At 67.5% G+C, this 24,905-nt stretch carries 24 protein-coding genes; 14 read left to right on the plus strand and 10 right to left on the minus strand.

Features of this window, described 5'->3' with window-relative positions:
- Positions 1 to 58 precede the first annotated feature (58 nt).
- Complete coding sequence (locus tag ACZ5IK_RS14640; RefSeq protein WP_465488131.1) at positions 59 to 844, minus strand: class I SAM-dependent DNA methyltransferase; 786 nt, start codon at positions 842 to 844, stop codon at positions 59 to 61.
- A gap of 112 nt (positions 845 to 956) precedes the next feature.
- On the opposite strand from ACZ5IK_RS14640, the gene ACZ5IK_RS14645 reads away from it, so the two are divergent.
- Complete coding sequence (locus tag ACZ5IK_RS14645; protein WP_465488132.1) at positions 957 to 1,526, plus strand: hypothetical protein; 570 nt, start codon at positions 957 to 959, stop codon at positions 1,524 to 1,526.
- On the opposite strand, the gene ACZ5IK_RS14650 is transcribed toward ACZ5IK_RS14645, so the two are convergent.
- Complete coding sequence (locus ACZ5IK_RS14650; protein ID WP_465488133.1) at positions 1,523 to 1,840, minus strand: DUF1330 domain-containing protein; 318 nt, start codon at positions 1,838 to 1,840, stop codon at positions 1,523 to 1,525. The two genes, ACZ5IK_RS14645 and ACZ5IK_RS14650, sit on opposite strands and share 4 nt — an antisense overlap.
- A 51-nt stretch (positions 1,841 to 1,891) precedes the next feature.
- On the opposite strand from ACZ5IK_RS14650, the gene ACZ5IK_RS14655 reads away from it, so the two are divergent.
- Positions 1,892 to 2,590: a TetR/AcrR family transcriptional regulator gene (locus ACZ5IK_RS14655; RefSeq protein WP_465488134.1), complete on the plus strand. Its 699-nt coding sequence runs from the start codon at positions 1,892 to 1,894 to the stop codon at positions 2,588 to 2,590.
- Between the two features lie 3 nt (positions 2,591 to 2,593).
- On the opposite strand, the gene ACZ5IK_RS14660 is transcribed toward ACZ5IK_RS14655, so the two are convergent.
- Positions 2,594 to 3,058 carry an SRPBCC family protein gene (locus ACZ5IK_RS14660; protein ID WP_465488135.1) on the minus strand — a complete coding sequence of 155 codons (465 nt, stop codon included), beginning with the start codon at positions 3,056 to 3,058 and terminating at the stop codon, positions 2,594 to 2,596.
- 35 nt (positions 3,059 to 3,093) lie between these two features.
- Positions 3,094 to 5,439, minus strand: coding sequence for an oxidoreductase (locus tag ACZ5IK_RS14665; RefSeq protein ID WP_465488136.1), 2,346 nt, complete (start codon positions 5,437 to 5,439; stop codon positions 3,094 to 3,096).
- Between the two features lie 306 nt (positions 5,440 to 5,745).
- Here ACZ5IK_RS14665 and ACZ5IK_RS14670 point away from each other — a divergent pair, with 306 nt between their 5' ends.
- From ACZ5IK_RS14670 to ACZ5IK_RS14685, 4 genes are read left to right on the plus strand one after another with little or no spacing between them, the layout of a single operon-like run.
- The gene (locus ACZ5IK_RS14670) at positions 5,746 to 6,195 is read left to right on the plus strand and encodes a hypothetical protein (RefSeq protein ID WP_465488137.1); all 450 of its coding nucleotides are present in this window, start codon (positions 5,746 to 5,748) and stop codon (positions 6,193 to 6,195) included.
- Positions 6,196 to 6,215: 20 nt separating this feature from the next.
- Entirely contained in the window at positions 6,216 to 6,800 is a 585-nt protein-coding gene (locus tag ACZ5IK_RS14675) for a DUF3558 domain-containing protein (protein WP_465488138.1), read from the plus strand.
- Between the two features lie 3 nt (positions 6,801 to 6,803).
- Positions 6,804 to 8,015, plus strand: coding sequence for a hypothetical protein (locus ACZ5IK_RS14680; protein ID WP_465488139.1), 1,212 nt, complete (start codon positions 6,804 to 6,806; stop codon positions 8,013 to 8,015).
- Between the two features lies 1 nt (position 8,016).
- Positions 8,017 to 8,760 (plus strand): ESX secretion-associated protein EspG, encoded by a 744-nt coding sequence (locus ACZ5IK_RS14685; RefSeq protein WP_465488140.1) that lies wholly within the window; start codon positions 8,017 to 8,019, stop codon positions 8,758 to 8,760.
- On the opposite strand, the gene ACZ5IK_RS14690 is transcribed toward ACZ5IK_RS14685, so the two are convergent.
- The 3 genes from ACZ5IK_RS14690 to ACZ5IK_RS14700 all read right to left on the minus strand — a co-directional run bounded on the left by ACZ5IK_RS14690 (position 8,757) and on the right by ACZ5IK_RS14700 (position 11,198).
- Positions 8,757 to 9,512: an amino acid ABC transporter ATP-binding protein gene (locus ACZ5IK_RS14690; protein WP_101611439.1), complete on the minus strand. Its 756-nt coding sequence runs from the start codon at positions 9,510 to 9,512 to the stop codon at positions 8,757 to 8,759. The genes ACZ5IK_RS14685 and ACZ5IK_RS14690 overlap by 4 nt on opposite strands.
- Positions 9,509 to 10,312: an amino acid ABC transporter permease gene (locus ACZ5IK_RS14695; RefSeq protein ID WP_465488141.1), complete on the minus strand. Its 804-nt coding sequence runs from the start codon at positions 10,310 to 10,312 to the stop codon at positions 9,509 to 9,511. The genes ACZ5IK_RS14690 and ACZ5IK_RS14695 overlap by 4 nt, the downstream gene beginning before the upstream one ends.
- Before the next feature lie 70 nt (positions 10,313 to 10,382).
- Positions 10,383 to 11,198: a transporter substrate-binding domain-containing protein gene (locus tag ACZ5IK_RS14700; protein ID WP_465488142.1), complete on the minus strand. Its 816-nt coding sequence runs from the start codon at positions 11,196 to 11,198 to the stop codon at positions 10,383 to 10,385.
- Between the two features lie 713 nt (positions 11,199 to 11,911).
- Here ACZ5IK_RS14700 and ACZ5IK_RS14705 point away from each other — a divergent pair.
- The 3 genes from ACZ5IK_RS14705 to ACZ5IK_RS14715 are packed head-to-tail and all read left to right on the plus strand — an operon-like array spanning position 11,912 to position 15,370.
- Positions 11,912 to 13,573, plus strand: a complete 1,662-nt coding sequence (locus tag ACZ5IK_RS14705; RefSeq protein WP_465488143.1) for a circularly permuted type 2 ATP-grasp protein — start codon at positions 11,912 to 11,914, stop codon at positions 13,571 to 13,573.
- A gap of 10 nt (positions 13,574 to 13,583) precedes the next feature.
- Positions 13,584 to 14,531, plus strand: a complete 948-nt coding sequence (locus ACZ5IK_RS14710; protein WP_101611442.1) for an alpha-E domain-containing protein — start codon at positions 13,584 to 13,586, stop codon at positions 14,529 to 14,531.
- The gene (locus ACZ5IK_RS14715) at positions 14,528 to 15,370 is read left to right on the plus strand and encodes a transglutaminase family protein (protein ID WP_465488144.1); all 843 of its coding nucleotides are present in this window, start codon (positions 14,528 to 14,530) and stop codon (positions 15,368 to 15,370) included. Before ACZ5IK_RS14710 ends, ACZ5IK_RS14715 begins: the two co-directional genes overlap by 4 nt.
- A 139-nt stretch (positions 15,371 to 15,509) precedes the next feature.
- Here ACZ5IK_RS14715 and ACZ5IK_RS14720 read toward each other — a convergent pair whose 3' ends face one another.
- Together ACZ5IK_RS14720 and ACZ5IK_RS14725 are read right to left on the minus strand one after the other, a co-directional pair.
- Positions 15,510 to 16,367 carry an alpha/beta fold hydrolase gene (locus ACZ5IK_RS14720; protein WP_465488145.1) on the minus strand — a complete coding sequence of 286 codons (858 nt, stop codon included), beginning with the start codon at positions 16,365 to 16,367 and terminating at the stop codon, positions 15,510 to 15,512.
- A gap of 73 nt (positions 16,368 to 16,440) precedes the next feature.
- Positions 16,441 to 17,853 carry a M20/M25/M40 family metallo-hydrolase gene (locus ACZ5IK_RS14725; protein ID WP_465488146.1) on the minus strand — a complete coding sequence of 471 codons (1,413 nt, stop codon included), beginning with the start codon at positions 17,851 to 17,853 and terminating at the stop codon, positions 16,441 to 16,443.
- Between the two features lie 373 nt (positions 17,854 to 18,226).
- On the opposite strand from ACZ5IK_RS14725, the gene pdhA reads away from it, so the two are divergent.
- Genes pdhA through ACZ5IK_RS14740 form a run of 3 tightly spaced genes read left to right on the plus strand, consistent with a single transcriptional unit; the run spans position 18,227 to position 21,813 of the window.
- A complete protein-coding gene (gene pdhA / locus ACZ5IK_RS14730; protein ID WP_465488147.1) occupies positions 18,227 to 19,432 on the plus strand; it encodes a pyruvate dehydrogenase (acetyl-transferring) E1 component subunit alpha in 1,206 nt (401 codons plus the stop codon).
- A 1-nt stretch (position 19,433) separates the two neighbouring features.
- On the plus strand, positions 19,434 to 20,426 hold the full coding sequence (locus ACZ5IK_RS14735) for an alpha-ketoacid dehydrogenase subunit beta (protein WP_465488324.1): 993 nt from the start codon (positions 19,434 to 19,436) through the stop codon (positions 20,424 to 20,426).
- 16 nt (positions 20,427 to 20,442) lie between these two features.
- The gene (locus ACZ5IK_RS14740; RefSeq protein WP_465488148.1) at positions 20,443 to 21,813 is read left to right on the plus strand and encodes a dihydrolipoamide acetyltransferase family protein; all 1,371 of its coding nucleotides are present in this window, start codon (positions 20,443 to 20,445) and stop codon (positions 21,811 to 21,813) included.
- A gap of 62 nt (positions 21,814 to 21,875) precedes the next feature.
- Here ACZ5IK_RS14740 and ACZ5IK_RS14745 read toward each other — a convergent pair whose 3' ends face one another.
- Positions 21,876 to 22,187 (minus strand): DUF6191 domain-containing protein, encoded by a 312-nt coding sequence (locus ACZ5IK_RS14745; RefSeq protein WP_410601447.1) that lies wholly within the window; start codon positions 22,185 to 22,187, stop codon positions 21,876 to 21,878.
- 104 nt (positions 22,188 to 22,291) lie between these two features.
- On the opposite strand from ACZ5IK_RS14745, the gene ACZ5IK_RS14750 reads away from it, so the two are divergent.
- Both ACZ5IK_RS14750 and ACZ5IK_RS14755 read left to right on the plus strand, forming a co-directional pair.
- Positions 22,292 to 22,861, plus strand: a complete 570-nt coding sequence (locus ACZ5IK_RS14750; protein ID WP_101611451.1) for a TetR/AcrR family transcriptional regulator — start codon at positions 22,292 to 22,294, stop codon at positions 22,859 to 22,861.
- Positions 22,862 to 22,887: 26 nt separating this feature from the next.
- Positions 22,888 to 24,837 carry an ABC transporter ATP-binding protein gene (locus ACZ5IK_RS14755; protein ID WP_465488325.1) on the plus strand — a complete coding sequence of 650 codons (1,950 nt, stop codon included), beginning with the start codon at positions 22,888 to 22,890 and terminating at the stop codon, positions 24,835 to 24,837.
- The last annotated feature ends 68 nt before the right edge of the window (positions 24,838 to 24,905 follow it).

A 24,905-nucleotide genomic window follows, 5' to 3' on the forward strand; every position in this document is an offset into this window, starting at 1 on the left:
TGAGTGAACTACACCCGGAGCCGCTCTGTTCCGAGGTCCAGGCGTTGAGAGGGCGAGCTCACCCCAGGGGAGGAGCCTCATGTGGGTGATGAGGGGCCGGGGTTTTCTCCCAGATCGACACGTGCCCGGTGCTGTCGGCGGTGAGTTCCGAGCGGTCCCAGCCCGCCCAGCGGTGCTTGAGACGCATCCCGGCGATGCGCGCCATCAGGTCCATCTCGGCGGGCCAGGCGTACCGGAAGGGGATGCGGCGGAATCGCCCGGTCCCGTCCGGTGACACGGTGACGTGGTTCGACGTGAACTCCTGTTTCACCACGTCGTACTGGTCGAACCCGACGTAACTTCCGGGCGTCATCGCGAACGGGACGGTGTCCTGCCCCGGTGGCAGGCGGCGCAGGTCCGGCAGGCCCACCTCGACGACGAACGACCCGCCCGGCCGCAGATGCGCGGCCGCGTTGCGGAAGACGTCGACCTGGCCGTCCTGGGTGGTCACGTTGGAAATCGTGTTGAAGACCAGGTAGACCATCGAGAATTCGCCGGCCACCCGCGTCTTCGTCATGTCGCCGATCGTGACCTCGACCGCGTCGCCGCCCGGTTTGGCCGCGATCCGCGCCGCCATCGCCCGGCTCAGCTCGATGCCGCTCACCGGCACTCCGCGCGTGGCCAGCGGCGCCGCGATCCGCCCGGTCCCGACGGCGAATTCGAGCACCGGTCCGTCGGCGAGATCTTCGAGGACGTCCACTATGGCCGCCACCGCTTCGGGCGCGTTCGCGCCGCCCGGGTCGTCGTAGTCCGTGGCCACACTCTCGGGGAACCAGCCGTCCGCCGGGTCGTCTTCCAAGCTCACGATCACCGACGCTAGCGCGCGACCGCGTCCTCTTCATCCCGTTTTCGCCGCCGTGTTCGAGTGGCATTAAAAGAGAAGGCGCCCCCGCGCCGGGCGACTTAGGCTCGAACACATGTCCACTGTTGAGCCCGCCTTCACCCTGAAGGAGGCACATGACCTCCAGGCGAGCTTGGCCGAACCCGTGCGTCCCGGGTTGAGCGAGGCCGAGCTCGACGACGTCGAAGCACGCTTCGGTTTCCGGTTCGCCGCCGACCACCGGACCTTCCTCACCGCCGGGGTGCCGATCGGCGACCGCTGGCCGGACTGGCGCTGCGGCAACCCCGAACAGCTGCGGAAACGGCTGGATTGGCCGGTCGACGGGGTGCTCTACGACATCGAGCACAACGGCTTCTGGTCACCGGACTGGGGCATGCGGCCGATCGACCTGTCCGAAGCACTCGCTCAAGCCCGTTCACACTTGGCGCGTGTGCCGCAGTTGGTTCCGGTCTGCGGCCATCGCTATCTGCCCGGGATCGCCGGGAGCACGGGGTATCCGGTGCTGTCGGTGTATCAGACCGACATCGTCTACTACGGCTATGACCTGCGGGGATACCTGCGACACGACTTCTGCGACCAACCGCTGGGTCCGCCGCCGAAGGGCGGGCCGCAGCAGGTCGAATTCTGGTCGCAGTTCGTCGACTAGACGCCGCGTGGAGTGAAGCCCTCGGGCGGCGAGCCCTCGAGGAACAGCATCCGCAACTGGGCCTTGCCCTCCCTGATCCGCCGGGCGCGCCGGTACTCGGGGGAGTCGTACCACTCGCGGGCCCGATCCATGTCGGGGAACTCGATGACCATGAGGCGCTGCGAGTCCCAAGTGCCTTCCACCGGTTCCGGCGTGGGACCGGCGACCAGGTAGCGGCCGCCGTGATCGAGGATCGACCGCTGGGCCACCGGGGCGTAAGCCCAGCCCGCCTCCTCGTCGACCGTTCCGACATCCACCAAGACGTATGCGGGCATGTTCGACCTCCGGACACAGTGTGTAGTAATGACACACTGTATCCTCGCCGGGTGAGCGAGAGCGATGACGTGCCCCCGCGCCGCCGGGATCGGCAGCGCGCGGAAACCAGCCGCGAGATCACGGAGATCGCGCGGCGGCAGATGGCCGACGCGGGGCCGGGAGCGATCACGCTGCGCGGCATCGCCCGCGAGATGGGCATGACCGCTCGCGCCATCTACAGCTACTTCCCCACCAAGGACGACTTGATCACGGCGCTGATCAGCGGGATCGGCTCGTCGCTGGCCGAGGCGCTGGAAGCCGCCACCGACGCCGTGCCCGAGACCGACCCCGGCGGCAGGCTGGTGGCCTGGGGCCAGGGGCTGCGGGAATGGGCGCTGGCGCACCCCGAGGACTTCCGGCTGTTCTACGGGCGCCCCATTCCCGGTTACCGGCCGCCCGAGGCGGGCCCGGTGGACCGGACGGACCATCGCGTGTGCCACCGGCTGACCTCGCTGGTGGCCGACTTGTGGCGAGACGACCGGCCGGGGGAGGGCGCCTGGTCGGACCTGCGCCCCGAGTACGCCGCGAAGATCCAGGGAGACCTCCCGGACGTGTCTCCGGCCGCGGCCGCGCTCGCACTGCGCGTGTGGGGCCGGATGCACGGCTTGGTGATCCTGGAGATCGACGGCCATGTCCGGTCCGTCGCGCGCGACCCGGCCGCGCTGCATCACGCCGAGATGCTCGACCTGGTCAGCTCGTTGCGGCGGTGAGGGTCAGGATTCGGCGGCGATCTTCAGCCGGGCCAGCGTCGCGGCGATGTTCGCGCGGTTGGCGTCGTCCCGCTTCCAGACCCCGGTGAACAGCGACGTCGGCCCGCGGAGCCAGCCCGGCCGCCGGTCCCACGTGCTCTCCACGGCCACGCAGCCGTCGCCCGAAGCCTCGATGTCGTACTGCCAGCGCGCCACGGGAAGCCCGGCGAAAGTGGTCACCTCGAAGGCGAACCGCTTGCCCTTTTCGGCGTCGGTGATCGTCGAGAGGGTGCTCCAGCGGCGGACCCCACGACGGTTGTGGCCGCGGAACTTCGCGCCGACGGCGACGGTCTCCGCGCCGCCGACCCAGCGATGTCCCTCGTACTCCTCGGCCATGCCCGCGAGCGCGCCCGGGTCGCTGACCAGGGCGTACACCTTCTCGGGCGGAGCGGTGATGGCGATCTTGCCGGTGGCGCTGGGCTGGGTCATGACATACCTCCGTACTGAGGGTATGTGAAATACCCTCAGTTGTCCCGCCGGAGCATGCGGCTGATACCGGCCGCGACCGTCGTCGCCAGCACCCAGCCCGAGGCGGTGAACCCGGCGGCGACCCAGTTGTCCATGCCGTGCATGTACCAGCGCGACTTGTTCCCGAAGTCGACGATCGGGACCAGCAGGTCGATCGTGTAGAGCACCGGATTCCACTGCAGCCCGGTGTCGTCCTGGTTGACCAGGCACCGCGGCCCGCTCACCGTGAGCTTGGGATTGGTGATGCAGTCGTCGACGCCGAGCCCGAAGTACAGGCTGCCCAGCACGAGCAGTGTCAGCAGCCAGCCGAGCGCGCGCACCGGGCGGAAGCCGTAACCGACCATCGACCGTTGCAGCCAGCTCCACACGTGCACGCCGGGACCGAAGAACTTGAAGCCCTTCGCGAGCGCCACATACCGGAACTGCTGTTTCTTCAGCAGCACCGTGGAGGCGTGCTCTTCGTTACCGGACGCGCGCAGCGTCGCCGCCAGCTGGTCGTAGGGTCCCGGGCGATAGCCGTCCATCGCCTTGCGCAGCAACACGATCCGATGATCGATCGCCCTGTCGTCGTCGAGGGCGATGTCCTCCTGCAGCGCGTCGTACCGGAAATCCTCCAGCTCGATCCCCGCCGTCGACGCCCAGAACGCCTCGTTGTCGCCCAGGGTCCCGCAATGCGCGCGCCGAAGAACGATCCGGCCGTCCGGCGGCTCGGCGGGCGTGAGCAGGAACTCGTCGGCCGAGACGTCACTGCCGTCGAGCGCGATCCCGTGCTGCGGCAGGGATCCGAGCCGCGCGCCCCGGAAGTCGACGCGCCGCGCGACCTGGGCGCCGTCGAGGTTGACCCCGCCCTGCGCGACGAACGGGCGCTCCTTGTTCTCGGTGAGGACGAGGTCACGGCCGATCCGCGCGGTACGGACGTCCAGTGAGTAGCTGGTGTTGGTCCGCGCTCCGGGCTCGGTCAGGCTGGTACCGAAGAGGTTCACGCTGCCGCCGACCTCGGCGCCCTGCAACCGCAGGGTTCCCTGCACGGTCGCGTCGGTGAGCTGGAAGTTCCCCGCGATCTTCGCGCGGCGCGCGGAGAAGACGTCGCGTCGAGGGTGCAGGAACATCGAGTTCCAGGCGAGTACGTTGCCGCCGACGGTGATGTCGGCCATGCGCAACTGCCCCGACGGGACACGCAGGCTCGTCGCCTCGATGTCGCCGCCGATCGTCGTCCCGTCGAGGTGGATCGCACGGTCGTAGTAGGGAATGCTGCGCCCGCGCACGACCTGGATCTCGGCGCCGGCGAGCCGGAGCGAACCACCGATCCGCGCGTTGACCATCCGCAGCGTCCCGGTCGCCTGCAGACCGTCGCTCAGTTCGAGGTTTCCGTTGACCGTCAAGCGATCCGCGACCAGCGCGGGCCTCGGATCGATGTACGGGTCGTTCGACTTCCAGGCGGCCACCACGATCGGACCGGCCTGGTTCACCGAGAGCTTGGCCTCCCGCATGATGATGTCACTGTCCACAGTGGCACTCGGCAGGAACATGATCCCACTGGCGGAGAAGCGTTTCCGCTGCGAGGCGGGCCCGTAGTTGTCCACCTCGCACAACAGGCTGCCGCCGATGTGGATCCCGTTCCCGTTGAGCGCGAAACCGTCCCGGTTGTTCAGCGTCGCGCCGGAGAAGTTGACGTTACCGCCGGCCCGCATCCCCGGGATGCGGACTTCTCCGTTGGCCACCAACCGATACGCGAGCAGAGCGCCGACGATGTTGACCCGGTCGGCCTGGATCGCCTTGCCGCGCGGATGGGAGATCACCGTGCGCGTCAGCACGACAGAGCCCTCGATGACGGCGTCCGTGAGGTTGACCGCCGCGTTCGGCATCCCGCGCTCGCGATCGTCGCCACGCTGGACCGTGGTCTCCTCGATCTCGTGCTCGCCGTCGACGTGCACGACACTGCGGATCAGCCGGACGTCGTTGCGGGTGCGGAGGTTGCGCGCCTTGAGCCCGGGCAGCCAGCACTTGCGGAACACGAGCCCGAGCAGATGCGCCTCGCGGACGTCCGGCGGATGCTCGAACCGGCACCGCTCGAACCGGAACAGGTACTTGATGTCGGCCGCGCGCAAATCGAGCGTCCCGGTGATGTAGGCGTCTTCGACCTGCACGATCGGCGCGTTGGTCGCCTGACGGCGCCACCGGAGCAGACCGGTCGAACCCGGCTTCATCAGCTCGGACGCCGGGACCTCGTAGCGCTTGTCGGGATTCGGGTCGAACGGATCGAGCGGCGGCAGGGCCGCGTCGCCGTTCGGCTCGCCTTCCCCCGGATCGCGCGGCCCGTTGTTACGCCGAAAGCCCGGCATCGTCTCGCTTCCCTCCCCCGTCGTTCCCCGGTCACCAGCGAAGCCGATCACACAAGGGATTCGCAAGGGGCCCCGGGCAGTAGACCGGAACCTGTCATGGGATTGGGACGGCAGAACGGCCGCCGGGGTTCCGAATCGCGCGAAAGGGCTGTTCAGGACAAAGTAGACCGGGCCGACATCTTTCGGCGGTGATCTTTCCCGAAGGGGCTGATCGGCGGTTTACCTGCTGCTATCGTCACCGGTTGGAGTCAGTGGGGAACTACGGGTAGGTCGCGCCCCAACGCGGCCCGTGCGGGGAGGCACGACATGACAGGACCGGGAAGCGGCCCTCAGCGGGCCAACGACCAGAACAACGGGCCGGGGCCGCAGGCGCCGCCCCCAAACTACGGTGAACTGGGTAGTGGTCAGGCGAAGGCCGACTTCGCGTCGGCCTCGGCGAACGGTGGTTGGGAGTTCGATCCGGTCGCCATGGACGCCGTGATCAAGTCCCTCGAAGACTGTGTCGACACCGACTTCCGCCGAGCACAGGACGAAGCCAGCTGGCTGACACAGATCAAACCGGCCGGCGATGAGGTCGGCAGCCACGGCTACACGACTGCCGCCAACGCATCCGGCGCCGCCTACCAAGCATTTCTCGAGGGTGCCCGGGACTACACCACGTCCTATCTCGGAACCTTGAAGCAGATCCGGACCGCTTATCAAGAACAGGACCAGGCGGCGATCGACGCGCTCCGCCAGATTGGAAAAGTCGACTGATGCGACCTACGGCTGCTTTCATGACCATCGCAGCGCTGGCCTCGGTTGCCTTGCTCGGTGGCTGCAGCGATCAGAAAACCGGCACCCCCACACCGACGAGCGCACCCTCCTCTACGGGACTCCCCACTGATGGAGCTCCGACGGTGACTGACCCGATCGCCAACACCGCGGCAGCCGAGGCAGACCCGTGCAGCGCGATCTCCAACCCGGAGATCGAGTCCATCGGCGGCAAGGTCAAGCGCTCCGAACTGGAACAGTTGACCATGGGTAACGCCTGCGCCTGGGTCTTCCAAGAATCGCCGAACACCGTCAGCGCCGGCCTCGTCACCGGGAACAAAGACGGTCTTAGCGCCCTGTATGCCCAGCACGCGACTGGCGGCCTCACCACCTTCAAACCGGTCGATCCGGTCAACGGGTACCCAGCGGTCATCTACGCCAACGGCGGCGAAGGCAAGGGAAACTGCACTCTCGCCATCGGTGTTCGCAATGACCTCGTCTACAACGTCATTCCGCGCCTGAGCAGTGGCCACCCTTCCTTCTCGGACCCGTGCGGAATGGCGGTCAAGGTCGCGGAGGCGGCGATCAAGAATCTCAAGGGGGCGTAGGCGATGACCTACAGCGGCTGGGAGATCTTCACCAAGCTCAACGCCTTCCCGGGAACGACAGAGACCCTGGACAAGGCACAGGTCGCCTCGCACAAGCTGATGGACATCCATCACAACATGAGCACGGCGATGGAAACCAGCCAGACGGCGCTGAGTTCCTTCTGGAAGGGCAAGGCCGCCGACAGCGGAGCAGCAGGACTGGCCCCGCTCATCGCGACCTCCAAGATCGCGGGCGAGAACATGGACCGCGCTCGTCAGTCGATGTTCGACCAGAACGCCTCCTTCCACTACACGCGCGGCAACGTCCGCCCGGTGGAGAAGGAGCGCGCCGGGGACAGCGGCCCTGAGGACATCGTGTCCATCGGCGCGAGTGACGACGAGATCGCGGCCGCGAAGTTCGACGCGGACACCAAGCACAACGTCGAGGTCTACGAGCCGTACTACCAGAGCACCCAGCCGCGCCAGCTGACGCTCGCGCCGGCCTATCCGGCCGCGCACGATCCGAACGTCTCCGCCGGGCCGATCACGCCGGACCCGGTGGATCCCGGGCAGACCAAGGTCAGCGGCTTCAGTGGCGGGGACTCGGGAAGGCACGGTGGCCCCGGCGGCGGATACACCGGCGGTCCGAGTTCGTACAGCGCGCCTCCGGGGGCCGAGGGGTATCAGGCACCGAGGCCGCCGCAGGTCCCGCAGCCACCGCGAATGCCACAGATGCCGCAACCGCGGCCGACGCCGATGCCGTCTCTGCGGCCGAACGACCAGACCGACCTGTCCAGGACAGGTCGCGGGCCGCAGATGCGTCCAGGCGAGCACCGCCCGCCGAACCTCGGGCCCGGCAGCGGAGGCCCTGGAGGCGGCGGTGGATTCGGCCCGGGTTCGGGCGGGTTCAGCGGCGGATTCGGGCCCGGTGGCGGGTTCGGGCCGGGCGGGTCGACGGGCGGGCCGGGGAGCATGGGGCCCGGGCGCGGGGTCGGCGCGGGCATGCCCGGCGAAGGCGCGATGCGCGGACCGGCCGGAACGCCGGCGGGAGGCCCGGCTGCGGGACGTCCCGGCGCGCCCGGGATGGGTGGCGGCATGGGTGGAGCGGGTAAAGGTGGCAAGGGCGGCGAAGACGAGGAGCACCAGCGCAAGATCACGCTGCAGGAAGAGGACGGAGACTCCCTCTTCGGCGGTTACGACGGGGACAAGCCGGTTCCCCCGGTGATCGGCGCATAACGTGCTCCGGAAACCCGTCGAGCTGACGCTCCAGACCTACGAAACCCTGCTGGACCAGAACAATCTCGGCGACATCCACCCGACGCTCGTCCGCGGTGCGCAGTGGTACCTGCCCGAGGAACGCCGTGCGCTGGCCGCGACCGCACAGTCCGAATTGGACAGACAAGGACTGCTCACGCGCGGCCGGATCGACGCCGAGTTCCTCGACACGCTGCGTTTCCTGCAGCGGCCGGCGGTCGAGTACTACTCGTGGGTGAAGTCCGAGGGGCGTGAGCGGACCGTTCGCGCCGCGGGCAGTGGCCGGGAAGCACTCACCGTCGTCCTGGTCGACAAGGTCGTCTACCTGAAGCCGACCCGGCCGGACAGCCTCGCGCAGGACTTCACCGGACTGCTTCCCGACGCTCCTGCGGCACGCACGCCGTCACTGAACTGTTCGGAAGCCGATCTGCAAGTCCTGATGAAGGGCGAAATGCTGACCGGCGGCGGTCCGAGCATTCGCGACGCCAAGAAGATCCTCCAGTGGATCCGGTCGCCGCACACCTTCTTCGGAAGGCTGTACGTCGCCATCCGTGACGGTGGCGGCAACCGGAAACGCGTGGAGAAACCACCGGGCTGGATGGACACCGAGCAGGGCCGCGTCGTGTTCGGCCCGGACACCAAGGGCTGGGTGAGCCTCATGGGTGCCGGGCCGCACGAAATCGCCGCGAAGGTGGTCCAGCTGGAGTCGCAGCTCCGGGGCCGTTAGTCCTGGTGGTTGGGGTTCAAGACCCGCGAGAGGAACGTCTTCGTGCGTTCCTCCTGCGGGTCGCCGATGACCTGGTCCGGCGCGCCCTGTTCGACGACGACGCCGCCGTCCATGAACAGCACGATGTCGGCCACCTCGCGGGCGAACTGCATCTCGTGCGTGACGACGAGCATCGTCATGCCCTCCTGCGCGAGCTGCCGCATGACCGCGAGGACGTCGCCGACCAGTTCGGGGTCCAGCGCCGACGTCGGTTCGTCGAACAGCATGACGTCAGGGTCCATCGACAGCGCCCTGGCGATCGCGACACGCTGCTGCTGCCCGCCGGAAAGCTGCGTCGGCAGCGAAGATTCCTTCTCCGCCAGTCCGACCTTCGCGAGGTTGTCCCGCGCGATGCGCTCCGACTCTTCCTTGCCCCGCTTCAAAACCTTGCGCTGCGCGACAGTGAGGTTTTCGAGCACGCTCAGGTGCGAGAACAGGTTGAACGACTGGAAGACCATGCCGATCTTCGTGCGGGCGCCGTCGATGTCGACGTCCGGATCGGTGATCTCGCTGCCGTTGACCACGATCTTGCCCTGCTGCGGTTCCTCGAGGAGGTTGACGCAGCGCAACAACGTCGACTTGCCCGACCCGGACGGGCCGATGATGCAGACGACCTGGCCCCGCTCGACCCGCAGGTCGATGCCCTTGAGTACCTCGAGTTCGCCGAACGCCTTGTGCAGTCCCGAAACTTCGACGATCGTCTGGGTGCTCATACCGTTCCTCCGCCGGGCACTCCGGCTCCGTATTTCTTCTCTAGCCGCTGCTGCAGGATCGACAGCGGGATGGTGATGACCAGATAACACAGACCGGCGACGACGATCGGCGTCAGGCCTTTGGCCTCCAGCAGCGCTTGACGGCTGAACTGCGCCAATTCCTGCTGCGCGGGCGTGGTGCCGAGCAGGAACGCCAGCGAAGAGTCCTTCGTCAGCATGATCAGCTCGTTGGCCAGCGGCGGCAGGATGATCCGGAACGCCTGCGGGATCACGACGGTGATCATCGTGCGCGCGGGCGACATGCCGAGCGAACGCGCGGCTTCGACCTGTCCGCGCGGAACCGCCTGGATCCCGGCACGGATGGTCTCCGCCATGTAGGCCGAGGACACGATGCCCAGCGCCAGCATGATCGCGACGTTGCGCGGTACCTGCGTGTTGAACGCCGTGGGCACACCGATACCGACGGCGAGGAAGATCAGCAGCGCGGGCAGGCCGCGGAAGAACTCGATGTACCCGCGCGCGAACCAGCGGTACGGGCCGACCGAGGAAAGTCTCATCAGGGCGAGCAGGAGGCCCAGCCCCAGACCGAGCACGAAACCGAGCGCGGTGAAGACGACGGTGTTCTTCAGCGCGACCGTGATCACGTCCGGGAACTGCTTGGCGGCGACGTCGAGATCGAAGAACGCCTTGCCGATTCTGCTCCAGTCGGCCAGCAGTGCGAGCACGATGACGATCACCAGCAGCAGGACGTATTGCCCGGTCCGGAACGCCGAACGTCGCTGGCGGCGGCTCAAAGCCATTTCTCTCCTCAAAACAGGTGGCGACAAACCTGTGGCCGGTGCACTGGGCACCGGCCACCGGGACGGATTATCAGCTGGCGGTCGGGCCGCCCGGCTGCCAGGTCGGCGCCTTGCCGAACCACTTCTGGTAGATCTGCGCGTACGAGCCGTCCGCCGCGGATGCCTTGAGGACCTCGTTGATCTGGCCGAGCAGGGCGGTGCTGCCCTTCTTCACACCGATGCCGTAGAACTCGTTCGTCTTGAACTCGGTGACGACCGTCGTGTCCGGGTTCGTCTTCGCGAAGTCGTAGAGCACGCCGTTGTCGTTGACGCCCGCGTCGACGGTGCCGTTCTTCACGGCCTGCTCCAGCAGCGCGAGGTCGTCGAAGGTGACGATCTCGGCGCCCTTGGCCTCGGCCTTGGCGTAGTCGGCGCCGGTGGTGGCCGACTGGACGCCGATCTTCTTGCCCGTGACGTTGGACAGGTCCTTGATCGGCGAACCGGTCTTGACCAGCAGCGCCTGGGTCGCCTCGAAGTACGCGTCGGAGAAGTCGAACTTCTCCTTGCGCTTGTCGGTGATCGTCATGCCCGCGGCGGCGACGTCACACTGTCCGCTGTTCATCGCTTCGCCGGACTCGATGTTCTCGAACGCGATGTCGACGATGCTCTGCTCGACACCCAGCTTCTTGCCGACCAGGTCGACCAGGTCGACGTCGAAGCCCACGATCTTGTCGCCCTGCTTGACCTGGAACGGCTGGTAGGGCAGGTGCGTGCAGGTGGTGATCTTGCCGGAAGCGACGAGCTGGACGCCGCCGGCCGCGGTTCCGCCTTCCTCGCCGCACGCGGACAGCGCGCCCGCGGTTAGGGCGAGCGCCGGGATCAGGGCGAGCGCTTTGAATCGGGCCACGTCGTCACTCCTTGTAGTTCCCATGTGTCGAGAGCACGCATATTGCCACTCATCCGGCGGCAATCACAGCACTACGACGTTACAGCGCCGTTTCGGCCGTCACTCGTCCCGAGGACGGGATCGAGCCGACCTCGGTCCCGATGGGTTACGACAGGGGCTCAACCGGCCCGGCACGTGAAACACGGTGGGGCGCCGAAGCGCCCCACCGCCGCCTTACTACTTGTTCCAATAATCGAACTTGTAACCGTTGTAGCAGATACCCGCACAATTGGGGTCGACAGGAAAGTACTGGAGCGGCCCAACGTTGTAATATCGGGCGAAGTCGCTCCGCTCACGGACACAGCTATTGTAGTTATGGCCGCACCAACGACTCTTGACATCCGCTACGCCGACACTGGCCGACTGCGTCGCGGCACCGTCCTGAGCAGCCACAGCGACACCCGGAACAGCCAACGCCGCCACTGCGGCACCGGCCACGACGAACGCCTTCACAAGATTCTTCACAATTCCCCTTGAAAATTGCATCCAGAATTCAGAGCCTGCTTATCCAGCAGGTAATGCGCAAGTTATCGAGTTTTATACATGGCGAAACGCCGAACAGAATCCAACCTTCCCCAGTCAGGTTTGAATACGCCCGCCGAGGCTAGCATCAGGCTGATCATTCCAACAAGCCAACCCGGACATCTCGCGCCGGACGGGGTCCATGGGTCACGATGGCCTCCATGAACAACAACTCGGCGCCGCGCCTTCCACCGGCAGGCCGCCGCCCTCGTGCGACGACGTCGGCGAGGCGGGCGGCGAAGCCTGGAGCGCAGTTCGACGGCTATCTCTCGCCGATACGGCCGCACGCGGACGCGTACGACGAGATGTTCACCGCGGACGGCACGGTCCGCCAGCCGTACCGGGCGCTGTACGAATCGATTTCCGCGCTGACCTCCACGGATCTTTCGTCCCGCTCAGCGGCGATCGACCGGGCCATGGTGGACCAGGGCATCACGTTCTCGCTGTCCGGCCAGGAACGGCCGTTCCCGCTCGACCTGGTACCGAGGGTGATCACCTCCGCCGAATGGAGCAAACTCGAACGCGGTGTGGCGCAACGGGTCCGCGCGCTCGAAGCCTTCCTCGCCGACATCTACGGCGACCGGCAGATCCTGCGCGAAGGTGTTCTGCCGCGACGGCTGATCACCTCGTGTGAGCATTTCCAGCGCGAAGCGTTCGGGATCAACCCGCCCAACGGCGTCCGCATCCACGTGTCCGGTGTGGACCTGGTGCGTGACGAGGAGGGCACGTTCCGTGTTCTGGAGGACAACCTCCGCAACCCCTCCGGGGTGTCGTACGTGATGGAGAACCGCCGCACGATGGCGCGCGTGTTCCCGGACCTGTTCGCGCAGCACCGGGTCCGCCCCGTCGGCGACTACACCTCGCATCTGCTGCGCGCGCTGCGGGCGGCGGCCGCGGCGAACGTCGCCGATCCGATGGTCGTCGTGCTCACGCCCGGCGTGCACAACTCCGCCTACTTCGAGCATTCGCTGCTGGCCCGGCTGATGGGGGTCGAGCTGGTCGAGGGCCGCGACATGTTCTGCCGCGACAACGTCGTCTACCTGCGCACCACCGAGGGTGAACAGCAGGTCGACGTCATCTACCGGCGGATCGACGACGAATTCCTCGACCCGGTGCACTACCGGCCGGATTCGGTGCTCGGCGTCGCCGGGATCCTCAACGCGGCCCGCGCGGGCAACGTGGTGGTCGCGAACGCGGTCGGCAACGGTGTCGGGGACGACAAGCTCGTCTACACCTACGTGCCCGAGATGGTGAGGTACTACCTCAACGAGAAGCCGCTGCTGCCCAATGTGGACACCTTCCGGTGCTGGCTGCCGGACGAGTTCGACTACGTCATGCAGCATATGGAAGAGCTGGTGGTCAAACCGGTCGAAGGCTCCGGCGGGTACGGCATCGTGTTCGGTCCCGAGGCGACGCCTGCCGAGCTGGCCGCGCTGAAGCGGAAGGTCCGGGCGCACAAACGCGGCTGGATCGCCCAGCCGGTGGTCCAGCTGTCCACCGTCCCGTCCAAAGTGGACGAACGACTGGCGCCGAGGCACGTCGACCTCCGCCCGTTCGCGGTCAACGACGGCAAGGAGATCTTCGTCCTGCCCGGTGGGCTGACCAGGGTCGCGCTTCCCGAAGGCAGCCTGGTGGTCAACTCGTCGCAGGGCGGTGGTTCCAAGGACACCTGGGTTTTGGCGCCGCGGTCCTCCACGGCGGAGCGGGAGCTGGATCAGCCCGCGCTCGGCGCACTGTCCCAAGTGGACGGCCTGGTCGCCGAACAGGGCCCCGAGCTGACCACCACCCAGCAACAGCAGCAGCAACAGGCATAGGGAGGTAGTCGTGCTAGCCCGAAACGCGGAATCGCTCTACTGGATCGGCCGGTACGTCGAACGCGCCGATGACACCTCCCGAATCCTCAACGTCTCCGTGCACCAGCTGCTCGAAGACGCGAGCGTCGACCCGGACCACGCGAGCCGTCAGCTGCTCGCCGTCCTCGGCATCTCGCCGGAGGGCATGGACTCGCTCGACGTGTGGAAGCTGACCGAACTGGTCGCCTACGCCAAGGACAATCCGGCGTCGATCGTCGGCTCGATCAACTCCGCCCGAGAGAACACGCGCGGTGCCCGAGAGGTCGTCTCGACCGAACTGTGGGAATGCCTGAACGCGACGTGGAACGCGGTGCCGGACAGACAGCGGTACGCGCGCCGCGCCGGGCCGCACGCTTTCCTTTCCTTCGTGGAGGAACGCGCGGCGATGTTCGCCGGGCTCGCGGATTCGACGATGAGCCGTGACGACGGCTGGCTGTTCATGGTGCTCGGCCGTTCGATCGAACGCGCGGACATGGTGGTGCGGCTGCTGCTTTCGCGGGTCCAGGACAGCGCGTCCTCACCCGGCTGGATCACCGTGCTCCGCTCGGCCGGCGCGCAGGACACCTACCTGCGGACCTATCGCGGCGCGCTCGACGCCGCCAGGGTCGTGCAGTTCCTGATGCGGGACACGCTGTTCCCGCGGTCGGTGTTCCACGCGCTGCGCCAGGCCGAGGAATGCCTGGAGCGGCTGGACCCCGGCGTCAACTCGCGTGCCAACGAGAAGTCCGAGGCGCTGCGACAACTCGGCCGCGCGCGCAGCGAGCTCGAGTTCCTGCGACAGTCCGATCTGCTGGACGACCTGCCGAAACGGCTCGGCGCGCTGCAGACTTCGATCAAGGACATCGGCGACGCGGTTTCGGTGCAGTACTTCCATTCGTCGCCTTGGGTGGCCTGGAGCGGTGCGGAGGTTTCGCTGTGACCTGGCAGCTTCGGGTGGCCCACCGGACGGGATACCGGTACGCGACACCGGCCACGCAGTCGTACAACGAGGCGCGGCTGACTCCGCGATCCGACCGGCGGCAGACCACCGTCGTGAACCGTGTCGAGACGACGCCCGCGACCCGTGCTTACCGGTACACGGATTACTGGGGCACCGTCGTGACCTCGTTCGACCTTCACGCGCCGCACACCGAGTTCACCGTGCTCGCGACGTCGGTGGTCGAGACCGCCGACGAAGGCGAGCCGATCCGTTCGGCGTCGTGGAAGGACCTGCGCAGCGACACCGTGGTCGACCACCGCACCGAATACCTGACCCCGACGGCGTACACGCCACGCGATCCGGACCTGACGAAGGTCGCGCGCGAACTGCGGAAGGGGCTCGACCCGGCGGAGTCCGTGCTCGCGATCTGCGAATGGGTCAACGAGCAGCTCAAGTACCAGCCGGGGACGACCGGCGTGCACAGCACGGCGACCGACGCCTGGCGTGCGCGAGAAGGGGTTTGCCAGGACTTCGCACACGTGACGCTGGTGATGCTGCGCGCGATCGGCGTCCCCGCGCGATACGTCTCCGGGTACCTCCACACGAAACCGGAGGCGAAGCTCGGCGAGACCGTCGAGGGCGAAAGCCACGCCTGGGTCGACGTCTGGACCGGCGGCTGGTGGGCCTACGACCCGACGAACGCGATCCCGGTCGGGACCAGGCACGTCTGGGTCGCGTACGGGCGGGACTACGCCGACGTCGCGCCGCTCAAGGGCATCTTCACCGGCGGCGGCCAGTCCACTTTGGACGTCTCGGTGCAGCTGACCCGGCTGACATGAGCCGTCAAGCCCGGCGGCGCAGCAACAGCCAAAGCAAGTACGCACCGCCGAGGGCCGCCGCGACGACACCGGCCGGGAGCAGTGAGGACTCCAGCAGGCGCCGGCCGAGGTAACTCACCGCGGCGCTGAACAAGTTCGCCTAGCCCAGGAACTCCCGCAGCGCCGCCGCGAGGTCGGCCGGGTTGTCCTCGGCCAGGTGGTGGCCGGACTCGATCGCGAAGCCGCGGACGTCCTCGGCCCATTCGCGCCACACCGCGATCGGGTCGCCGTAGAGGTCGGCCATGTCGTCGCGGCTGGACCACAGCATGAGCAGGGGACAGGCCAGTTTCCGCCCGGCCGCTTTGTCGGCGTCGTCGGCTTCGCGGTCGGGCCCGAGGCCCGCGCGATAATCCTCGAGCATCGCGTGGACGGTCTCGGGATCGTGGATCGCGCGCAGGAAATCGGCGTGGTTCTCCGCGCCCATCGCTTCGGGATCGCCGCCGTACCAGGCTTCCGGATCCGCGTTGATCACACGCTCAGCCGGTTTCGCGAGCTGGCCGAAGAAAAACCAGTGCCACCATTTCCGGGCGAAGTTCGCGTCGGCGCGAGCGAGCGCCTCGCCGATCGGCACGCCGTCGAGGACGACCAGCCTGGTGACGGCCTCGGGATGATCCATCGCCAGCCGGTGCGCGACATAACTGCCGCGATCGTGCCCCGCGACGGCGAACCGTTCGTGGCCGAGGTGCCGCATGAGCGCGACGATGTGCCGAGCCATGGCGCGCTTCGAGTGGGCGGAGTGGTCCTCGGTGGACTCGGGTTTCGAGGACTGACCGTAGCCGGGGAGATCCGGGCAGACGACGGTGAACGCGTCCGTGAGCCGGGGCGCGACGTCGTACCAGGTGGTGTGGGTGCGGGGATGTCCGTGCAGGAGAACGAGAGGCGGGCCTGAGCCGCCGTGACGGACCCTCAGGGTCGCTTCGCCGACGTCGACGTTTTCGAGCGTGAATCCCTCGAACATGATCCTCCAGAGAGTGCAATGAAAGTCCCCTTTATTGCGAATTTTGCAATGAAGGGGACTTTCATTGCAGTGTCTAGCTCCGTGAGTGCGCGTCCAGGATGTGCGCGACCGCTTCGGTGACCCGCTGCGCGAAGTCGATGTTCAGCCACTCGTCCGGCACGTGGATGTTCGAGTCCGGCCCGCAGGCCCCGGTGACCACGAACTGCGCCTCCGGGTACTTCTCGCCGAGCAGCCCCATGAACGGGATCGACCCGCCCATGCCGTAGCTCTTGTGCGGCGCCCCGAAGACCTCGCCGCTCACGTGGTGCAGGACGTCGTCGAGCCACGGCGCGGTGGCCGGCGCGTTCCAGCCGTTCTCAGCCTGGAAATCGCTCAGCTCGACCGAAGCGTCGTAAGGCACGTCGGTGGTGAGCACGCGGCGGACCGCCTCCATCGCGACCTGCGCGTTGGCGGTCGGCGGCAGCCGGAAGCTCAGCGTGAGGGTGGTGCTGTCACGCAGCACGTTGCCCGCGTCGGCCGGGAGGGGGAAGCCCTCCGCGCCGATCACCGACAGCGTCGGCCGCCACGAGTTGTTGAGCAGCAGTTCGAGGTCGTCGTCCGACACCGGGCGGCCGACCACCGGGAACAGCGTCTTCGCCGCGCCGGGCGCGATCTCGACGACGCCGCGTGCCTCGTCGACACGGTTCTCCGGGATGTCGACGCTCAGCTCGGCGAGCTTGATCTCGCCGGTCTCGACATTCTCGATCCGGTCGATCAGCGCGCGCAGCACGCGGAACGAGCTCGCCACGATGCCGCTGGCCATACCGGAGTGCTGTGCCGATTCGAGCACCTTCACGGTGACGTTGACGTGCAGCATCCCGCGCAGGCTGGTGGTCAGCCACAGTCGGTTGTAGTCGGTACCGCCCGCGTCGAGGCAGACGACCAGCGAGACCGCGCCGAGCTTCTCCTTCAGGTGCTCGACGTAGGCGGGCAGGTCCGGGCTGCCGGACTCCTCACCGGTCTCGAGCAGTACGACCGCACGGGAGTGCTCGCCACCGGCGGCGCGCACGGCTTCGATCGCCGTCGTCGCCGCGTAGCCGGAGTAGCCGTCGTCGACGGCGCCGCGGCCGTAAAGCCGCCCGTCGCGGATCACCGGCGTCCACGGGTCCAGCCCCTCGGACCAGCCGCCGACCGGGGGCTGCTTGTCGAGGTGCCCGTACATCAGCACGGTGCCCTTGTCGGCCTCGTCGGACGTCGCCGGGATGTCGACGACCAGCAGCGGGCTGCGGCCTTCGAGTTCCACGACCTCGAGCGTCGCGCCGGGGATCTCCCGGGCGGCGATCCAGGAACGGACGTGCTCGACGGCGGCGGCCAGATGACCGGTCTTCGCCCACTCCGCGTCGAACGCCGGCGACAAGGCGGGGATCGCCACCAGGCCGGACAGGCTGGGAAGGACATCGTTCGTCCAGTTCGAAACCACTGTTTCGCGTACGGATTTGTGCTCCACGTCCGCCATCCTGCCACGGGCTCCGGCACGTGTGATGGGTCACAACAGCGGGCACGGATCGTCATCGATCAAGCCGGACACGGCACCCGTCCGGACGAACCGTCCGCTGGTCGGCCCGCGAGTGAAACCCCTACTTTCGGCGGCCCCACACTCGGGCGTCCTAGCATTTGCCCTGTTCAGGCACCCTTTCTCAGCAACAAATCAGCATCCGCCACTGACCAAAACGGCGTCCGGCATGCCAGGATGTGCGCACGAACCGTCAACGCCGATGGTGACCCAGCGCTTCAGATCCGATGTGCTGGTCCCCGCCGGCGCAGTCACTGTGGCCGCCACAAGTGGCCGCCAGAGGCGCCGACATCAAGGAGAGCAGCGCATGCCGTCCGAACACTGGACGCACCCGGAACCTGGAGATGGCCCCGCCGCGGTAGCGGCGCAACCGTCCCCCGAACAGGTGATCGCCGGTTTGCGAGCAACGAGCGAAGGTGGCGCTGAGCTGACTCAGCTGCTCACCCCCGAAGGCGAACGGGTCTCCTCGCCGCAATTCGACCGGTATGTCGACGACGTCGATGCCGAAGCCCTCAAGGGCCTGTACCGCGACATGGTCTTGGTCCGCCGCGCGGACCGCGAGGCCAACGCGATGCAGCGCCAGGGCCAGCTCGGCATCTGGGTCCCGCTACTCGGCCAGGAGGCCGCGCAGATCGGCTCCGGCCGTGCGCTGCAGAAGCGGGACATGGCGTTCCCCAGCTACCGCGAACACGGTGTCGCGTACGCCCGCGGCGTCGACCTCAAAGAGGTGCTCGGCATCTTCCGCTGCACCGACCACAGCGGCTGGGACTACAAGGAGCACGGCTTCCACCCGTACACCATCGTGATCGGCAACCAGGTGCTCAACGCCGCCGGGTACGCGATGGGCCAGAAGTTCGAAGGCAAGGTCGGCGACGACGACAGCGAAGCGACCATCTGTTACTTCGGTGACGGCGCGACTTCGCAGGGTGACGTGCACGAAGGCTTCGTCTGGGCCGCCGTCTACGACGCGCCGCTCGTGTTCTTCTGCCAGAACAACCAGTGGGCGATCTCGGAGCCCACCGAACGCCAGTCGCGCCTGCCGCTCTACCAGCGCGCCCGCGGTTACGGCTTCCCCGGCATCCGTGTCGACGGCAACGACGTCCTCGCCTGCCTCGCGGTCTCCCGCTGGGCGCTGGAGGAATGCCGTCACGGCAACGGCCCGGTGCTGATCGAGGCGTTCACCTACCGGATGGACGCGCACACCACCACCGACGACCCCACCCGCTACCGGCTCTCCGACGAGCTGGAGGAGTGGAAGCTGAAGGACCCGATCGAGCGCGTCCGGGCGTACCTCGCCCGCGGTGGCGGCGCCGACCAGGCGTTCTTCGACCAGGTGCAGGCCGATTCGGACGCCTTCGCGGCCGAGCTGCGCGAGTACTGCTTCAACATGCCCGAACCGCCACCCGAGCGGATCTTCTCCAACGTGTACGCGGAGTCCACGCCGATGCTGGACGCGCAGCGCGAAGAGTTCCTGTCCTACCTGGACGGTTTCGTCGGGGCGGGTGAGCACTGAAATGGCCGACCTCCAGAAACTCACCATCGGCAAGGCGATCAACCTCGGCCTCCGGCGCGCCATGGAAGAGGACCCCAAGGTCCTGATCATGGGTGAAGACGTCGGCAAGCTCGGCGGCGTCTTCCGCATCACCGACGGCCTGCAGAAGGACTTCGGCGAGCAGCGCGTCCTGGACACGCCGCTGGCCGAATCCGGCATTATCGGCACCGCGGTCGGCCTGGCCGTCCGCGGTTTCCGCCCGGTGTGCGAGATCCAGTTCGAGGGCTTCATCTTCCCCGGCTTCGACCAGATCGTGAGCCAGGTGGCGAAGCTGCACTACCGGACACAGGGCAGGATCAAGATGCCCATCGTGATCCGGGTGCCGTTCGGCGGTGGCATCGGCGCGGTCGAGCACCACTCGGAGTCGCCGGAATCGCTGTTCGCGCACGTCCCCGGCCTCAAGGTCGTGTCGGTTTCGAACGCCGTCGACGCCTACTGGGGCATCCAGCAGGCCATCAAGGCCGACGACCCGATCCTGTTCTTCGAGCCGAAGAAGCTGTACCACTCCGGCGCGCTGAAGGCCGAAATCGACGTCGACGGCACGCCGGACCAGCTGTTCAAGTCCCGCGTCGTCCGCGAAGGCACGACGGCCACCGTCGTCGCGTACGGCCCGTCGGTGAAGGTCGCGCTCGACGCGGCGGCCGCCGCCGAGGACGAGGGCAAGTCGCTGGAGGTCATCGACCTGCGGACGCTGTCCCCGCTCGACCTGGAGCCGGTGTTCGAGTCGGTGCGCAAGACCGGACGGCTGATCGCGCTGAGCGAGGCCCCGTCGGAGTCGTCGCTGACCTCGGAGATCGCCGCGCGCGTGCAGCAAGAATGCTTCTACTCGCTGGAAGCCCCCGTGCTTCGGGTGACCGGATTCGACACGCCGTACCCGCCTGCCAAGCTCGAGGAGCACTACCTCCCCGACCTGGACCGGGTGCTGCACACCGTCGACCGTTCACTCGCCTGGTAAGGGGGAAATTCCTGAAATGCCCGAGTACAAACAGTTTCCCCTCGCCGACACGGCGGAAGGGCTGACCGAAGCCGACATCATCGCCTGGCAGGTCAAGCCGGGTGACACCGTGACGGTGAACCAGATCGTGGTCGAGGTCGAGACCGCGAAGGCCGCCGTCGAACTGCCCATCCCATGGGCGGGCGTGGTCACCGAACTGCTCGTCGAACCGGGGCAGACCGTGGAGGTCGGCGCGCCGATCCTCACCATCGACGTCGACCCCGGCGGCAAGGCCGCCCCTTCCGCCCCGGCACCCGCTGCCGCGAAGGAAGAGGAGCCTGCCGAGGAGGAGATGAAGCCGCTGGTCGGCTACGGCTCCAAGGCGGTCGTCACTTCACGCCGGGCTCGGAAGGGCGCGGCACCGGCCGCTCCTGCTCCCGTCGCCGCTCCTGTCGCCGCTCCTGTCGCCGCTCCTGTCGCCGCGGTGGCCGTCGCTCCGGCGGCGCCCGCCAAGCCGAAGGGCGGATACGTACCGCTGGCGAAGCCGCCGGTGCGCAAACTCGCCAAGGACCTCGGCGTCGATCTGCACGCGCTCACCGGCACCGCCGACGGCGGCGTCATCACCAGGGACGACGTGCACGCCGCCGCCAACGGTTCGGCTCCGGCCGCCTCGCTCCAGTCCGTTGTGGACAGTGGTTACGACCCCGCGACCCGGGAACGCCGGGTGCCGATCAAGGGTGTCCGCAAGGCCACCGCGGCCGCGATGGTGCAGAGCGCGTACACCGCCCCGCACGTCACGGAGTTCCTCACCATCGACGTCACGCCGATGATGGAATTCCGGGAGAAGCTCAAGAAGTCGCGCGAGTTCGCGGGGGTCAAGGTCACCCCGCTGACCTTCGCGGCGAAGGCCGTCTGCCTGGCGGCCAAGCGCACTCCGGACGTCAACGCGGTGTGGGACGAGGCGGCGCAGGAGATCGTCTTCAAGGACTACGTGCACCTCGGGATCGCCGCGGCCACCCCGCGCGGGCTCGTCGTGCCCAAGGTCCGTGACGCGGATTCGATGTCCCTCAAGGAACTCGCGATCGCGCTCACCGAGCTGACCGACGTCGCCCGCGAGGGCAAGACCACTCCGGCGGCCATGCTCGGCGGCACGATCACCATCACCAACGTCGGTGTCTTCGGCGTCGACACCGGTACGCCGATCATCAACCCCGGCGAGTCCGCGATCCTGTGCCTCGGCGCGATCAAGGACACCCCGTGGGTGGTCGACGGCGAGATCAAGGTGCGCAAGGTGCTCCAGCTTTCGCTGAGCTTCGACCACCGTGTGGTCGACGGGCAGCAGGGTTCGGAGTTCCTGGCCGACGTCGGCGCGCTGCTGGCCGACCCCGCGGTCGCGATCACCTACTGACCCGAGTACAGGAAGGCCCCCTTCCTTGCGCCTGACGCGAGGAAGGGGGCCTTCATGTACTTCTAGGCTTTGGGTGGCAGCTGGATGCGCGCGACCCCGGCGTCGAGGTCGACGCGGCCGCGCGGCGGAGCACCGTCGGCGTCTTCGTCGCGCATCATGATCTCGACGCGCTTCTGCTCCATCTCAGTGCGCTTGCTCGCGTAGTAGAACGCGAAGAGTTCCTCCATGCCGAGCGCGGTCGCCATGCGGTTCTCGACGTCGGACTTCTTGCGCCGCCAAGGCAGCTTCTTGCCGCCGGCGATCTCCAGCACCATCAGCACGGCGAGGAAGATGAAGAGGCCGGGGATGGAGATGGCGAACACGATCAGCTCCATGGATCGAAGGTACCGTGATTCTTAATCGCTTGACGGAGTGAGCACTCACTCCGCACACTGGACGCATGACAAGCCCCGACACCACCCGACGGAGAGCGCCGGGAATGAGCCCGGAGGAGCGGCGCCGGATGATCGTCCAGTCCGTGCTTCCACTGATGGTGGAGCACGGCGCCGGGGTCACCACCAGCCAGATCGCCCGCGCGGCCGGGATCGGCGAAGGCACCGTCTTCCGCGTCTTCAAGGACAAGGACGAACTCTTCGCCACCTGCTTCGCCGAAGCGCTGAAGCCCGACCAGGTACTCGACGCCATCGCGGTCATCGACCTCGAACAGCCTCTCGACGACAGGCTCGTCGAGGCGGCCGACGCGCTCAGCGCGCACCTCCAGCGGATGGGTGCGCTGATGGCCGCGATGCACGGTTCCGGCAAGCGGCCGGCACACCGCGAGCATGGCGGCAGGGACCGGCGGCGGGAATCGATGAGCGCGATGTGTGACGCCATGGCCGAGCTGTTCGAACCGGAACAGAAACGGCTCAGGCTGCCGGCGACGCAACTGGCGGCGCTCTTCCTGTCGCTGCTGTTCAACGGCCGGATGCGGTTCAGCGAGACCGGCGACGAACCCACCACGATGGAACTCGTCGACGTGTTCCTCCACGGCGCCTTGGGGGCCGAGTGATCGGCCCGCCCGGTGGGGGTGGCGGCATCGAGATGCTGCTGGCGCGGGGCGGCAGGCGACGCCGTCCGCCGTCGACGGTGCCCGACAGCGGGCTGACCGGTCCGGTCGACATCCCGGAGCCCGAACCCGAAGCCGTCCCGAAAGACCTGAAATCGCGGCTCAGCCGCATGTGGATCAACGTCTCGGGCACGGTCCGCGGCCTGCCCAAGGTCGCGAAGCTGACCTGGCAGGCGAGCCCGCTGCTGACCATCACGATCACCCTCGTGACGCTGCTTTCCGGTCTGCTGCCCACGGCGACCGCGTACATCGCGAAACTGCTGATCGACTCGGTGGTCGCGGCGATCCAGGGCCACGGCACCAAGAGCGCGATCGTCGGTGTCGCGCTGTTCCAGTTCGGCGTCCTCGTGCTGACCGCGCTCTCGCAGGCGCTGACCACCTACGGCCAATCCCTGCTGCAGGAACGGATGACGCTGACCATCCGCCACCAGGTGATGGACCACGCGAGCAAGCTGCATCTGTCGTACTTCGAGGGTTCAGCGTCCTACGACATGCTGCGCCAGGCCGCGCAGGAAGCGCCGACCCGGCCGCTGTCGATGATGAACTCGGCGCTGGGCCTGATCCGGACGGCGATCACCTTCGGCAGCATGATCGCGCTTCTCGTCTCGGTCAGTCCGCTGCTGGCGCTCGTCGCCCTCGTGGCACCGATCCCCGCCTTCATCTCGCAGTCGAAATACGGCGCCCGCGCCTTCTGGCTGACACTGATGATGTCGCCGCTGAAACGGCGGATGGACTATCTGTCCTCTTTGGTCACCACGGACACGTATGCCAAGGAGACCAAGCTCTTCGGCCTCGGCCCGTACTTCGTCGACCGGTTCCAGCGGCTGGGCCAGGTCTTCTACGACCGCCAGCGGACGCTGACCCGCAAGCGCAGCGTCAGCGCGACGTCGTGGGGTCTGCTGAGTACCGCCGCCGGATCCGCGATCGCGCTGTACATCGCGCTGGAGGCCGTCGGCGGCAAGCTCACCCTCGGCGATCTCGCGCTGTACACGGCCGCCGCGGCGTCGGTGCAGACGTCGGTCCAAGGTCTGTTCACCGCGTTTTCCGGAATGTACGAGAACAATCTCTATCTCGACACGCTGTACCGCTTCCTCGGCACGAAACCGGAGATCGTCGCGCCGCCGGAACCGCGCCCCCTTCCGTCCACTGTGGATGGACACATCGAGTTCGAGGAAGTTTCCTTCACCTATCCCGGGGTAGTCGAACCCGCGCTCGACAACGTGAGCTTCGAGATCCGGCCGGGCGAGACGGTCGCCGTCGTCGGCCGCAACGGCGCCGGGAAGTCGACGCTGTTCAAACTGCTGTGCCGCCTGTACGACCCGACCGACGGGCGAATCCTGCTCGACGGCATCGACATCCGCGAATACGACCCGGTGGAACTGCGGCAGCGGATCAGCGCGATGTTCCAGGACTACGTGACCTACCAGGGCACGGCGTCCGAGAACATCGGGCTCGGCGATCTGACGCACCTCGTCGATCGAGAGCGGATCGAGGAGTCGGCGAAGCGAGCCGGTGCCGACGAGCGGATCGAGCGCCTGCCCAGCGGGTACGACAGCCCGCTCGGCCGCTGGTTCGATCAGGGCGTCAGCCTTTCCGGTGGCGAATGGCAGAAGATCGCGCTGGCCAGGGCATTCCTGCGGGAGGCGCCGATCCTGATCCTCGACGAACCGACCTCCGCGCTGGACGCCCAGGCCGAGCACGACCTCTTCTCGCGGCTGCGCGAGCTTTCGGAGGGACGCACGACGCTGTACATCTCGCACCGGTTCTCCACCGTCCGGCAGGCGGAACGGATTCTGTTGCTGGAGCACGGGAAGGTCGCGGAATACGGCACGCATGACGAGCTGATGGCGGCGAAGGCCGGCTATGCGGACCTCTTCACCCTGCAGGCCGCCGCTTATCTCGACGAGGCCGTCAGCTGACCCAACCCCCGATACGGCGACCTCGGTCACCGTATCGGGGGTTGGGAGCAAAACGGGCAAGCCGTACG

This window comes from Amycolatopsis sp. NPDC031561 (assembly GCF_055580625.1).